Annotated in this window: 16 protein-coding genes; 5 read left to right on the top strand and 11 right to left on the bottom strand. The window is 35.4% G+C overall.

Features of this window, described 5'->3' with window-relative positions:
- Nucleotides 1–71: 71 nt before the first annotated feature.
- The 4 genes from CFE53_RS02195 (at nt 72) to CFE53_RS02210 (ending at nt 5,690) form a co-directional block, all read left to right on the top strand.
- Entirely contained in the window at nt 72–1,169 is a 1,098-nt protein-coding gene (locus CFE53_RS02195) for a 2-oxoacid:acceptor oxidoreductase subunit alpha (RefSeq protein ID WP_148120271.1), read from the top strand.
- Nucleotides 1,170–1,225: 56 nt separating this feature from the next.
- Nucleotides 1,226–1,990, top strand: coding sequence for a hypothetical protein (locus CFE53_RS02200; protein ID WP_148120272.1), 765 nt, complete (start codon nt 1,226–1,228; stop codon nt 1,988–1,990).
- Nucleotides 1,991–2,061: 71 nt separating this feature from the next.
- Complete coding sequence (locus CFE53_RS02205; RefSeq protein ID WP_148120273.1) at nt 2,062–2,535, top strand: YqaA family protein; 474 nt, start codon at nt 2,062–2,064, stop codon at nt 2,533–2,535.
- 89 nt (nt 2,536–2,624) lie between these two features.
- Nucleotides 2,625–5,690: a HEAT repeat domain-containing protein gene (locus tag CFE53_RS02210; protein WP_148120274.1), complete on the top strand. Its 3,066-nt coding sequence runs from the start codon at nt 2,625–2,627 to the stop codon at nt 5,688–5,690.
- A 5-nt stretch (nt 5,691–5,695) separates the two neighbouring features.
- Here CFE53_RS02210 and pdxT read toward each other — a convergent pair whose 3' ends face one another.
- The 11 genes from pdxT to CFE53_RS02265 all read right to left on the bottom strand — a co-directional run bounded on the left by pdxT (nt 5,696) and on the right by CFE53_RS02265 (nt 11,526).
- Nucleotides 5,696–6,259, bottom strand: coding sequence for a pyridoxal 5'-phosphate synthase glutaminase subunit PdxT (gene pdxT, locus CFE53_RS02215; protein WP_148120275.1), 564 nt, complete (start codon nt 6,257–6,259; stop codon nt 5,696–5,698).
- A gap of 274 nt (nt 6,260–6,533) precedes the next feature.
- Complete coding sequence (locus tag CFE53_RS02220; RefSeq protein ID WP_148120276.1) at nt 6,534–6,806, bottom strand: MTH865 family protein; 273 nt, start codon at nt 6,804–6,806, stop codon at nt 6,534–6,536.
- Nucleotides 6,807–6,816: 10 nt separating this feature from the next.
- The gene (locus CFE53_RS02225; protein WP_148120277.1) at nt 6,817–7,998 is read right to left on the bottom strand and encodes an FprA family A-type flavoprotein; all 1,182 of its coding nucleotides are present in this window, start codon (nt 7,996–7,998) and stop codon (nt 6,817–6,819) included.
- 11 nt (nt 7,999–8,009) lie between these two features.
- Nucleotides 8,010–8,594 (bottom strand): CoB--CoM heterodisulfide reductase subunit C, encoded by a 585-nt coding sequence (gene hdrC, locus CFE53_RS02230; protein ID WP_148120278.1) that lies wholly within the window; start codon nt 8,592–8,594, stop codon nt 8,010–8,012.
- Between the two features lie 62 nt (nt 8,595–8,656).
- Nucleotides 8,657–9,007 carry a DsrE family protein gene (locus CFE53_RS02235; protein ID WP_148120279.1) on the bottom strand — a complete coding sequence of 117 codons (351 nt, stop codon included), beginning with the start codon at nt 9,005–9,007 and terminating at the stop codon, nt 8,657–8,659.
- A 15-nt stretch (nt 9,008–9,022) separates the two neighbouring features.
- Nucleotides 9,023–9,601, bottom strand: a complete 579-nt coding sequence (rbr, locus tag CFE53_RS02240) for a rubrerythrin (protein ID WP_148120280.1) — start codon at nt 9,599–9,601, stop codon at nt 9,023–9,025.
- Nucleotides 9,602–9,676: 75 nt separating this feature from the next.
- The gene (locus CFE53_RS02245; RefSeq protein ID WP_148120281.1) at nt 9,677–10,369 is read right to left on the bottom strand and encodes a peroxiredoxin; all 693 of its coding nucleotides are present in this window, start codon (nt 10,367–10,369) and stop codon (nt 9,677–9,679) included.
- Nucleotides 10,370–10,390: 21 nt separating this feature from the next.
- Nucleotides 10,391–10,576, bottom strand: coding sequence for a rubredoxin-like domain-containing protein (locus CFE53_RS02250; protein WP_148120282.1), 186 nt, complete (start codon nt 10,574–10,576; stop codon nt 10,391–10,393).
- A gap of 12 nt (nt 10,577–10,588) precedes the next feature.
- A complete protein-coding gene (locus CFE53_RS02255) occupies nt 10,589–10,744 on the bottom strand; it encodes a rubredoxin (RefSeq protein ID WP_148120283.1) in 156 nt (51 codons plus the stop codon).
- Nucleotides 10,745–10,755: 11 nt separating this feature from the next.
- Nucleotides 10,756–11,112, bottom strand: a complete 357-nt coding sequence (locus CFE53_RS02260; protein ID WP_148120284.1) for a class II SORL domain-containing protein — start codon at nt 11,110–11,112, stop codon at nt 10,756–10,758.
- 99 nt (nt 11,113–11,211) lie between these two features.
- Nucleotides 11,212–11,526, bottom strand: a complete 315-nt coding sequence (locus CFE53_RS02265) for a carboxymuconolactone decarboxylase family protein (RefSeq protein ID WP_148120285.1) — start codon at nt 11,524–11,526, stop codon at nt 11,212–11,214.
- A 205-nt stretch (nt 11,527–11,731) separates the two neighbouring features.
- Between CFE53_RS02265 and CFE53_RS02270 the strand changes: the two genes are divergently transcribed.
- The gene (locus CFE53_RS02270) at nt 11,732–13,474 is read left to right on the top strand and encodes an ATP-dependent DNA ligase (protein WP_148120286.1); all 1,743 of its coding nucleotides are present in this window, start codon (nt 11,732–11,734) and stop codon (nt 13,472–13,474) included.
- Nucleotides 13,475–13,789 lie beyond the last annotated feature (315 nt).

The following is a 13,789-nucleotide window of genomic DNA, read 5'->3' on the forward strand; positions in this document are numbered from 1 at the left end:
ATTTAATAAGGAGTTAGTACAGAATTCTTATAGAGAGATTTTTTAGAAAATATTAACCACAGGTGATACTTTTGGATGGAAAGGTAGATTTTATCCAAGGTAATGCAGCAAGTGCAAGGGGAGCAATTAAGGCAGGTTGCAGATTCTTTGGAGGATATCCTATAACCCCATCTACAGAGGTAGCAGAAGAGATGGCGAGAATACTCCCAAAGGTAGGAGGGTATTACGTCCAGATGGAAGACGAGATAGGGGCCATGGCAAGTGTAATAGGTGCAAGTTGGGGTGGTTTAAAGGCGATGACGGCAACTTCAGGCCCTGGACTTAGCCTCATGATAGAACAGATCGGCTACGCCTATATGACAGAGGCACCCTGTGTAATAGTGGATGTACAGAGGGGAGGGCCCTCTACAGGTCAGCCTACTTACGCCAGCCAGGGAGATATGATGCAGGTTAAATGGGGCTCCCATGGAGACTACGAACCTATAGCCCTTGCCCCATCTTCGGTACAGGAGATGTACGACTTTACAATTATGGCATTCAACTACGCCGAGATGTACAGGATACCAGTATTTGTCATGGCAGATGAGATCGTAGGACATATGAGGGAGAAGGTTGTACTCCACGACAACATCCCTATAGTGGAGAGAACTACTCCTGAGGAGAAACCCTGTAAGAAACCTTTCCCATTTGATAAAGATATTGCAGAGATGCCAGTATTTGGAAGGGGCTACAACGTACATATTACAGGACTCACCCATGACGAGAGGGGCTACCCAGATGTCTCACCTGAAACCCATGACAAGTTAGTTAGAAGGATATGTAATAAAATACTGAAGAACAAGGATAAGATTATAAAGTATGAAGGAAAGTACCTGGAGAGTGATATAATATTCCTATGCTACGGTACACCCTCAAGAACAGTAAAATATACTGTTGAGATGTTGAGGAAGGAGGGATACGACGTAGGATACTTGAGACTTATAACAGTACATCCATTCCCTGACAAAATAGTAAAAGATCTAAAGGCCACTAAGATTATAGTACCAGAGATGAACTTGGGCCAGATTGTCGAAGAGGTAATGAAGTACAGTAGAGCCGAAGTAGTACCTTGTAGTAAGATAGGCGGGGAGTTGCATAAACCAGAGGATCTTATGGCACTTGTAGATTAAAATTTTTAATTATTATTTTTTAATTATAATATTAATGAGTATATTAAGTGGAAATTATGAAGATATCTTATAAAGATATTCTTATTGTGTTTCTCATAGTTACCCAACTGTTCTTAGTTTTTTATATTGTATTTAAAACAGAAGATAGTCACACTGATAACACCTATTCTTTAAATAATCTAAGTAATGATAGGTTAAAGGACGTAAAAACTAATAATTTCGAGTATATTTCTTATAATACCAGTAATAAGTTTAACAGTAGTACTTTGAATAATACAAAAACAGACAATTCCAATTCTACTGTTAAAGAATCTAACAACAGTATTACAAATAGTACAATACCACAGCACAGTAGAGTAGATAATTTAAATAATTCTGTCTCTGAAGATTTAAACATTAGCATCTCATACTCTGAAAATCAAAAAAACAACTACCCTAATATAAAAAATATAACACTCTCTGAACTCTTTATGAATCTACCTTACTCTAACGTTATAAAGATCTCCGAAGAGGGAGAAGGTATAGTAAAAACTTATACAAATGATGGATATATAATAAACTTCGATGTTAGAAACTACAAACCTAACTTAGATAACCCAAGATATGCAAAGGTATTAAAGGAGACTAGGCAATTCCAATACGGCACCTATTACAAATATACCTATACTATCCAATATGACAATATCACTTCAGTAAGTTATTGCTACTATAGAAGAGTTGGGAAATACCATATAATCATGGGATTTAATAAGGAGGACGATTTTACTAGAGAGATGTGGCTAAGGTGGAACCAACATATTAACAACCTTATGTATCAATGAATCGAAAAGTAATAAAACAAAAAATTCTATCAACAAACCTTTAAAGTTAAAAAATATATGAGTAGGAGATTATGGATACTTATATAATAATGGAGAATTTAATAAGGAATCATGGATATACCGGTCTCCTTATAGTGGCATTTACTGAGTCGATAATCCAACCTGTACCTCCAGATATCTTTATAATGGGAGCCTCGATCTTTGGTTTAGACCCTTTAATATGTGCAGTAGTTTCAACTGTAGGTTCAATATTGGGAGGAGTAACTAGTTATATATTGGGGCATAATCTTGGCACACCAGTTTTTATTAGACTGTTTGGAGAGAGGTACTTTAGAATGGGGGAGGAGTTCTTTGAAAAGTACGGTATATGGGGAGTGATAATTGCAGGATTCTCCCCCCTACCATATAAAGTTGTAGCCTGGCTCTCAGGGGTTTTTGACATGAATGTCTTAAAATTTACAGTTGGAACGTTAATAGGAAGGTTTCCCAGGTTTCTCCTTATAGCCTATTTTGGACATGGAGTTTCTATATACTTAGGTATTTAAAAATAGTAAAACAAAAATTTTAATTATGAGTTTTTTAATAATCTATTGAAAGGATTTTTTGTATTTATACCATATATGGTGGATCATCTATGCACATCTACGACACTATGAATAATAGAGAACTCTCGCAACTATTCTTAGAATACTGTAAAGAAGACTGGAAAAAACGATCTGAAGCTGCTAGGATATTAGGTCATATTAACAACCAGAAAGAGATAGATAGATTAACCCCTCATATTATTGAGTTGGCTCTAGATTCAAATAGATTCATTAGAACGAATCTAGTTCATTCTCTAAAGAAAATAGTATTGGAGCATAATATTATAAATGAAGACATCTTTATTCTGTTGTACTTTCTAGCCAATAGTTCTGATAAGTCCGTATGTAGTTTAATAGTTCATATTATAAAGTCTATAGATAGATATATATTAATTAAATTTGTTTCACAGTTATCTAAAAAGTTAGAATCTTCAAACAACTATGAAAAGCTTTACTCTCTCGTATCAATAGGGTTGATATCTACTGTAACACCTGAATATCTTATGGATGCACTATCTCAACTAATGTTATTGGCAAATATTAATAGGCATAAAATACTGCAGATTATGGCTATTGAGATACTAGGAGAATTTGAATTCTTAAATAAAGAGTATTTAACTGAGTTATACTATATCTGCTATATAGGATACCATTACAAAGAGATATTCCAAAATCATAATTTAAAAGATAATTTTAAAGAATATTTTAATAAAATTAAATATTATAATATATATTTAAAAGAAGAAACTTCTAAAGACGATATTCTGGAGGTTGTTAATACAATAAGGAATAGGGGATATGAATATGATGATACCTTGAAAATCCTTGAGATGTCTATTCTATATACCCATTTCAAACCTCTTAGAGAGTTATTAGAAGAAGATGAAAACCTGGGTAAGGTACTACTAGAAGAAGTTTTATGGTATATAAAAAGCGATAACTTTATGGTCAAATTATCTGCAATATTACTCTTTTCCAAGATCGTAACCGTAGAAAAGGTCTATCAACATTTAGATAAAAGAGACATTAATGAGTTTTTCAAGGTAATTGAAAACAGTCTAAATAAGGGTAACTATCTATTAAAAGGGTTCTCTCTTGAGGCGCTCCATAACCTTGTAAAATGGGGTGGTTCTCAATATATTTTAGAGAAAATAGAGAAGGTTATGGAAAGAGTAGATATAGAGAAGATTATGAATGAAGGATACCTGTCCTACTACTATGCCATATATCTCTCATATTACTTTAAAAAGTTACATTATCTTTCTGCTAGATATTCACCAAATATAAGTGAAGAACTTATTGAAAATTTCAAAGATTTGGAATTTTCTGAACTACATGAACTTATCAAAAATATATATCTGGGGGCGAAGAAGAGGAGATGGCTAGATAGATTCTACTCTGGGAAGTATTTAGGTAATGTGCTATGTTGTAGAATAAGATACAATTCACAGATGTTTGAGATAGTTAATAGACTGTTATATGATACCAATTATTTAAACAGAAACATTGGAATATGGTTATTTAGGTTGATAATAGAGATAGAAAACAGACCTCCTTCCAATATCAACCCGATAATTAAGACTACATACCTCTTCGACGACTGGTACTTTGGAACTAGAGTAGAATACATGCTGTTTTACAGTACTTTAATCAGTAAATTTCCCAAAAATATCCAATTAGAGACTATAAAGACAGGGCTGATCTCAACAATTTTAACAAAGTGCTTAACTGATAAAAATAGATTCATCAGACATGTAAGTAGAGATCTACTCTACAAACTTGTAGATGACATATCCAGATATTCTGAACTGTTGGACTACCATAATAAAAAGCCAGAAGAACAGATTTTCATACTTAACAAATATATTAAATATCCTGAAACAAGAAAGGCTGTAGTAATGTTGATTAAAAATAAATTAGAGGAGTATATTAAAAATAAAAATGGAGATAAAAATTACATTGAAACACTTTTGAAGATAATCTACGAAAATATCTGTGAAGAGGTTATTTATGCCCTCTTTGAAATCATAAGGTTAAAGAGAAGAAATTTCCCACTCTCCGCAGAAATTGTTAAATCTTATGTAGAAAAATATCCTAAGTTGCCTAGATATATGGCAGATACCTTTTATAAGTTAGTAAACGACCATATCTTTAAAATAAGATACACAACTCTACTTCAAGTATTGGCATATGTTAACGAGGGAATTATAATACAGAGAAGAGTACTAAATAGAATTAAAGAGTTGGTTGTATATGCAGATACTTGTTCTAAAGATGTTAAAATAGCAATGAAGATACTTGATAAAATAGAAGAACCTGAATGTAAGGCCATACTACAGGAAAAGGAGAGGATATTTAACAGATGTTTTAAAGACGGGGTTATGGAGATACCTCTATTTAATTCAGTTAAGATAAGATATATACCGGCATTAGATACCGTTGAAATAGTAAATAGTGAAAATATACCTATCTCTAGAATAATCGCTCAAATACTGGAGTTTAAAGAAATGACCATTCCAAAAATAATGGTACTCGACTACCTTATTAATGAAATTGTATCCAACGATAACCTATTGAATGAGATTTCGTCCATTACCGATATCTTTAAGATACTAGCAAAGTTAGCCGTACTCCCTGACTACAGTTTAATATCCAAGAAGGCCCTCACTGTTCTTGAAGAGATTAGTATTAAAAAAGGAAACTGGTTAAAAGATAATTTGATAAATAAATTTGATGAAAAAAATACACCATTCCTTATGAAAAGGCTTTTAAAATCTGTGTCAAGTCCTTTTGTTGAGTTGGAGATCATAGAGGCCTGTAAATACTTAATAGATAATAATATATTAAAATGTAAAAAACCTAGAAATATAGCAAAGGGACTGTATAAAGTTATATACAACACTTATAGCGATCAGCCTTGGATAATATTTAAGAAAATAGTTGATATTGTAGAGGAATGTCCTGAATTAAAAGAAAATAGAGAATTTTTAGACGTCCTATCTAAAAAGATAATGGACCTTATAGAATGGGAAACTTCTCCAACTGCTAAAACTTACCTGCTTGGTATATTGGAGAGATTGCATGAAGATGTAGGATATACAGGAGGGTATCGTTAGATAACTTACCCTTTATTACAAACCTCCTCTACAAAGTAGTTGTAAACTTTATAACCATCCTCTGACAATTCTGGATGGAAGGCTACTGCCATATATTTTCCTTCCCTTACACCTACTATATTACTGCCCTCCTTTGCAATTACTTCCACCTTATCACTTAAAATCCTATCAACTACAGGAGCCCTTATAAATATTCCCTTTATTTTCTCTCCATTGAAATCTATCTCATCCTCAAAACTCTCCCTCTGACTACCATAGGCATTTCTTTTGACTACTATATCTATCAATTCTAGAAGAGGCTGTTTTTTTCCAACAACTTCCTTTGACAACAGTACCATTCCTGCACAGATTCCTAAGATAGGTATATCTGAATTTTTCAATGCCTCTATAAACCCATATTTCTCCATCAGTTTTCCTATGGTTGTACTTTCACCACCAGGTATTATTAGGGCATCTACCTTGGATAAATCCTCTACTCTTCTAACTCTTACAGGATTGTGGCCGATTTTTCTAACCATTTCTTCCTGCTCATCAATATCTCCCTGAATTCCTAATACACCTATATTCATAGATTTCACCTTTACTTGTTGATTCATTTTAAAGTTAGAGAAAATAGTATTTATTATTTTTTAATAACCTGTAGACAATATTTTACTAAATTATTTTGATAAAAATAAAAATTTTATTAAAAATTATAAATTAAATTTAAAAAAACTGTTAGGCTTAAAAATAAAGAAAATTAGTGAAGTGGAATCCTCTCCAAACCGAAGAGGTAATAACAATATCTCTCTAATCTTAAAAAAGTTTTATAATAATTAAAGTGGGAGATGCCCTCATAAAAAATTACTCTCTTTTTATAGGGCATTTACTGGACAACTTTATTACTAAGTCCTCTATATCCTTTATAGGAAAGTCCTCATCACTCATCAACTTTACCAACTCTCCAGCCTCAACCTCTCCACAGGATAGAGATATCCCACAGGGCAGGGCATTTGCCAACTCTACCCTACTTTTTATAGGGAATACGTCCTTATCTTTGAAGTACTCTGCCAACTTCAACTTAAATTCCTCTATATCCTTTAGAGCCTCGTACAGTGGGTGGTTGGTTGTTATCATTTCTATCACCTTATAACTCCATCTGGGCCAATTTCTTTCCAAATTCGTAGCATTTAGATAGATGATCATCCTTTGGGACGAATCTACAGGTTAAACACTCATCCTCCGCCACTTTAAACCCTAACTTCTCAAAAGTCTTTTTAATAACATCTGTTGCCATCTCCATCCATCCGTAGGATCCAAATGCCACCCCTATCTTATTACCTGCAGGTTTCAACCCTTCCATATAGGCTAGGAACTTGGCTACAGGTGGATAGATGTTGGAGTTTAACGTTGGAGATCCAATTAGTACGTACTTTGCATCTAAGATATCTCTCATGATCTTGTTCATAGGGGTTTTTGATAGGTTGTATATCTTAACCTCAACTCCACCATCCATTAAACCATCCCCCATACTGTATGCCATCTTCTTGGTGGAGTTGTACATAGTGTCATATACAATTACCGCCCTATTTACGTACCTATCTGAGGACCACTCTAAGTATTTTTCAAGAATATCCCCTATGTACTCCTTCCATATAACTCCATGGGAGGGACATATATATTCAATATCTAAGTTTTTTAGGGATTCCACAACCCTTGGAACTAGCATCCTGTATGGTAGAAGTATGTTTGCAAAGTACTCCTTAGTCTCCTCAAATAGCATCTCTAAATCCTTGAACTGGTAGTCGAACCTTTCAGAGGATGCCAGGTGCTGGCCAAAGGCATCGTTGGAGAATAGTATTTTATCCTCTATGGAGTATGTTACCATGTTGTCTGGCCAGTGAAGCATGGGAGTTTTTATAAACTTTAATTTTCTGTTTCCTGTATCTATCTCCTCTTTATCATCTACGGTGATGAACTCCCATCCTTCAGTATTGTACTGTAGTTCTAGGTGCTCCTTACACTTCTCATTTGTAATAACTGTAGCACCTGTGTACTCTACCAACTTCTCCAAGGATCCACTGTGATCCATCTCTCCATGGTTCACTACAATGTAATCTATCTCCTTTGGATCTACAACTGACTTGAGGTTTAACATTAACTCGTTAAATAAGTAGTTCTTAGTAGCGTCTATAAGTACGTTCTTCTCATCCTTTATTAGATATACATTGTAGGTACTTCCACTTAAGGTTTCATATCCATGAAATTCCCTAACCTCCCAGTCTATAGCACCTATCCAGTATATACTATCCTTTATCTTAACTACCATAAAACCACCAATTATTCACTCATGTCCTCCCACTTCATAGGCTTTATCTCCTTCAACACCTTAGTTGTTGGACATATACCTACCTTATCACATAGTTCTAAATCTATCATAATTCCTCTTACATGTTCCAATACTTCTGGATACTTGTGGGTTGTAGGTGGCACCTCGGAGAGTCCCAACTTCTTTCTAACCTCTTTCATCTGATCATTTACAGGTACAGCATGGCCAGTTAGGAATACATAAAGTGCTGTTTTCCTGTGAGGTTCTGCTATCGCCCCCAACCTACAGGCTACATTTCTTGCAGCCTTTATTATATCAGTTATCTTAACGTTCCTAGGACACTTCTCATAACACTCGTAGCAGGTAGTACACATCCAGAGATCCTCCTCGTGGAATACATCCATTCCACAGAGTATCTTCTTTATAAGTTTTCTAGTCCTGAAGGCAGTGATCCTTCCACTGGGACAGGCTCCTGTACAGGTTCCACACTGATAACATCTAGTGAATGATTTTAAGTGCTCTTCACCTAAGATATCCTTTCCAACTTCTACAACTGCCTTAGGAATTTCTTCCTTGAAATCCTTTGAACTTATCATAGTATCCCAACAATTTATAATTATTAATCATTATAATTTTATTTAAAAAATTATTATATTTATTATAAAGTGATTATATTATAACCGTTATCTAAGTACTTCTTCAAACTTACATGTCCAAAGAGATCCTTCTCAAGTGTCAACTTATCCTTTACATCCTCCATTACGTTGAACATGTTCGCACATGCCTCGCAGACTACTATATCCTCAAGTAATGGCTTTACATGGTTGGATAATGGATGATCCTCCTTTAAGAGATCCCTTCCCCAGAGGACTCCCTCTCCTTCTAGTATTATCTTAACCTCATCTCCCTTCTCCTTCATCTCCTTGGCAAAGAGTAGTGTGTGGAACATTATAGGCATGTTAGGTTTCTCCTTGTGTAGGTAGGAGAATATCAAGAAGGCAGTTTTCATATATATCACCATAATTTAGTATTTTTCACATTTCAATTCAAAGTACTTCCTTGGATGACTACAGGATGGACACTCCTCTGGAGGCTCTTCACCTACGTGAAGATAACCACACTTCATACATATCCATTCTACTGGCTCATCCTTCTTATAGAAACTATCTAAGTTCTCAAGTATCTTTCTATACCTCTCCTCATGGTGTTTCTCTGCTACCCCAATAGCCCTTAACCTCTCTGCTATATCCTTGTATCCTTCCTCTTCAGCTATTTTAGCGTACTCTGGGTACATCTCGGTGTTTTCAAAGTTTTCTCCTTCGATAGCAGCTTTTAAATTTTCAGCGGTATTTCCCAATACTACAGGTACTTCAACTTCTATCTTTATAGGACCCTCTACTCCCTCCTTCTTCATCAACTCACTTAACATGTAGTACAGCCACTTAGCATGTTCCCTCTCGTTCTCAGCGGTAAGTAAGAAGATCTCTGCTATCTTCTCGTACCCTTCATTTTTAGCAATTTTTGCAAAACAGGTGTATCTATTCCTTGCTAAACTCTCCCCTACATAAGCCGTGGCTAAATTTTCTATTGTCTTATTAGTCATATTATCACTTTTATTTATATTAAAATAACAATAATAACAATAATAAAAAAAATAATAAAAAAGTTTTAATAGTAGTTATTCTAATTTCTTGTAGCAGAACCACCAGTCGTAGCACTCGATTTCTCCCTTTTCAGCAGCCTTTTTCCTCTCTTCAGCCTCTTGGATAGTTGATGCTGGTGGGATGATTACCTTGTCTCCTATTAACTCGTTGTTAGGCCAGTTCTCTGGGGTTGCAACTCCGTACTTATCTGCAGTTTGAAGTGCCTTAACTAATCTTACTATCTCCTCTACGTTTCTACCTACTTCCTGTGGGTAGTACACTATAGCCCTTATTACTCCCTTGTCATCTACGACAAATACTGCTCTCACTGTGTTGTTCCCCTTGTAAGGACTGATCATTCCAAGTATCTCTGCTAACTCTCCTCTGTCATCAGCAATTACTGGAAACTCAATGTCTACATTTAACTTGTCCTTTATCCATTCGATCCACTTTATGTGGCTGAATACCTGGTCTATACTCAATCCTATTAACTCTGTATTTAACTCTCTAAATTTGTCGTACTTCTTCTGGAATGCTACGAACTCTGTAGTACATACAGGTGTAAAGTCTGCTGGGTGGCTGAAGAGTACAAACCACTTACCTTTCTCTACGTAGTAGTCAGGCAACTTTATTGTTCCCAAGGTTGTGTGAACCTCTACCTCTGGGAACTTTTCACCTATTACAGGTAGTCCTACATAGGTTTCTAATCCATTTCCTTCTCCGCACATTTTTATCCCTCCTTTTATTTTTTAGAATTTACTTTCATTGGAAGGGGATCTTGCAACTAACTTAGGATCGTACCCTGTAAACCCACACTCAGGAGTATAACAGGATACGTCATAAAAGGTACACTTCTCTCCACAGTTGGGACACCTTTCAGGCAAGGTGTCCCCCTCAAAGACATATCCACAGTTGGAACATTTCCACCATGTCATAAATATCCCAAATTAGATCTTTCTAAATGCGTTCTTCCCCAGACCACACTGGGGGCATTGGAAGGTATCAGGGAGGTCTTCAAATTTAGTACCTGGAGGTATATTTTGGGAAGGCTCTCCCTTATCCTCGTCATATATCCATCCACACATACACTGGTACTTTGCCATACCCTAACCCCTTACTCAATTTTTATCTCCTTCTCATACTTCCAGATACCATGGAGGTTGCAGTACATGTAGGCGGTAAGTTTCATAACCTGCCCCTTATGATCCTCGGAAGGTGCTTTTATATATACCACTACCTCAGGTTTGGCGTACTGGGTAAGATCTACCCTCACCAAAGGAACGTCCCCTACCTTGAGTTCAATGAACTGGATGAAGTGACCGTCCTCCATTGGATGTTCTACTCCAGCAGTCTGTATCTTAACCTCAAATATCTCCCCAGCCTTGACCACGTCATTACATTGGATCAATGGTGTGTGCTTTTTCTCAAAATCGGTACCCTCTACCATAGTTTTAGCATCTACACAACTCATATCATCACACTTTTTAGTATTACGATATATTATTTCCACTTTTGTGTTATATATAACTAACTGTACGAATTTCAACCTATATCTTTAAATATGAGACGATTATAATTCATTTAATATCCTTACAGCCTTAATAAAGGAAGGCATCCCAGCGGTTAAGAGTACTACCTTTAGGGCGTCAAATATCTCCTCCTTTGTAATACCTAATTCGGAGATACCACTAGTCATCTGTTTCCTAGTACCTTTCTCGTCTCCTGAGGCTGCTAAAATAGCTATCGCTATTAACTTCTGGGTTTTGTAATCCAATACCTTCCCTGTATATACCTCGTTGTTTAGATCTACTATTACCTTGTATAATTCAGGATAGTTCTCCTTGATGTATTTCATCCCCTCTCCTACGAATACTTCATTTTTCATAATATTTCACCATTTGTACATTTTTTGATTAATTATGTGGTTGTATTCCTATAAATAATTTTTGATATCCTTTTAAATAAGTTTAAAATTTTTAAATGCATTAAAATTTTTTAATTAGTGATAATAACTAAAATAATATCCGAAGAAGTTTTTTATTTTTATAATAATATTAATATTAATTAAATAAAAAAATAGTGGTGAGTTTATGCTATTTTTAGACGTCTGTAAGGTATTCAAAAAGATAGAAGACACTACTAAGAGAACAGATAAGATATACCTTTTCATTAAGTTAATAAGGATGGCGGAGAAGGAAAATTCTCCGTCAAGTTTAAGAAAGATATGTTATCTCTCCATCGGTAGGGTATATCCAGAGTATGAAAATAAGGAGTTAGGGATTGGCCCCAATATGCTAATAGAGGCAGTTAAAAGTATAGGTATCAGGGAAAAAGATCTACTTGAATCTATCAAAGAGACTGGAGATATAAGTATATCCATTGAGAAGTTAAGTTCTCAAATAAAACAGGCATCTCTTTTTCAAAAACACCTAACTCTTGACGATGTATACGACACTTTGAAAAAGGTAGGTGAAATAGAGGGAGAGAGTTCCCAGAAGAAAAAAATAAGGTATATTTCTAATTTATTCCTAATGGCAACACCTCTTGAGAGGAGATATATTGCAAGGATTATCCTAGAGGATATGAGAATAGGGATGAACGTCCCAACTATCCTAAGTGCCTTTTCGAAGTACTTCGGGATTCCCAAGGAGAAGTTGGAGAAGATATACGCAGTTGTAAATGATATAGGACTTATTGGGGAGAAGTTATTAATGGGGGTTGATATAGACAGGGACGAGGATCTGAAGTTAAAACTCTTTAGACCTATAAGACCAATGTTAGCCCAGATAGCCCCATCTATAAAGGAGGCTATAGAGGAGATAGGCACTCCACAGTTTGAGACGAAGTACGACGGTGCAAGGCTACAGATACACAGGAGTGGAGATAAGGTTAAGATATACACCAGGAAGTTAGAGGATATCACCAACTCCCTCCCTGAGATCGTGGAGGAGATAAAGAAGATAGAGAGGGATAACTTTATAATGGAAGGAGAATGTGTGGCTATAGACCTAAATACTGGACATCCGAGACCATTTCAGGATATTCTCAGGAGGCTTAGGAGGAAGTACAATATCGAGAAGATGAAAGAGGAGGTTAATCTAAGGGTTTACCTCTTTGATATCTTATACTACAATGAACCTCTGTTAGATGTTCCACTGAAGGAGCGAAGGAGGATATTGGAGGAGATCCTGTCCGAGGATAACGACTGGGAGAAGAAGAGGGAGAAGATAGAGAGGGAGATCAGATCGGATAAGAAGATAGATATATCTTATAAATTAGTGACCAGGGATGTAAAGAAGGCAGAGGAGTTCTACAAGTGGAGTTTAGGTATAGGGCATGAGGGAGTTATGATAAAGAACCTGAAGGCTGTATATACCCCTGGAAGTAGAGTTAGAACCATGTACAAGTTTAAACCTACACTGGAGAGTCTAGACGTAGTTATTACAAAGGCAAAGATAGGGATGGGTAAGAGGAAGGATTGGTATGGATCCTTTGAGATTGCAGTTAGGGATGAAGATGGAAACCTCCACCCTATAGGACATGTTGGCAGTGGTTTAACTGAGGAGGAGTTAGATAGGTTAAGTAAGATGATAGATTCTATAAAGGTGAAAGAGGTAGGAGATGAGGTAATAGTTAAGCCAGAGATCGTATTAGAGGTTACCTACGAGGAGATACAGGAGTCTGACAAGTACAGTTGTGGTTATGCATTGAGGTTCCCGAGGGTTGTGAGAATAAGGGAGGACAGACCTCCTGAAGATATAAACACCTTAGAGGATGTTAAAAGGATATTCCAGATACAGAAGGGGAGGAGGAGTAATGAAGAAGAATTATAATTAGAAATCTAGTTCCTATTAAAGTTGTAATTAAAAAAAATAATAATAAAAACCCTGGTTCCCATCAAGATTATGATTAGAAGAATAATAAAAATAATCATTATAATAAAAAATAATAAAAATCTTAAGAGGAATAATAAAATGTAATAAAATTCTGAAAGGATAGAGATAAAAAGTAAAATAATATTGGATACAGGATAAAAACAAGTAAGATTCCTTTTTAATTTTTTTAGTTTTTATGATTTTTATTTTTTTTATATTATCACTTTATGGGATGTGGGGCATTAATAATAGCAACTTGTTAGGAAGGATCTG

Source organism: Methanofervidicoccus sp. A16 (genome assembly GCF_003351865.1).
Classification (GTDB): Archaea; AGJL01; Methanococci; order Methanococcales; family Methanococcaceae; genus Methanofervidicoccus.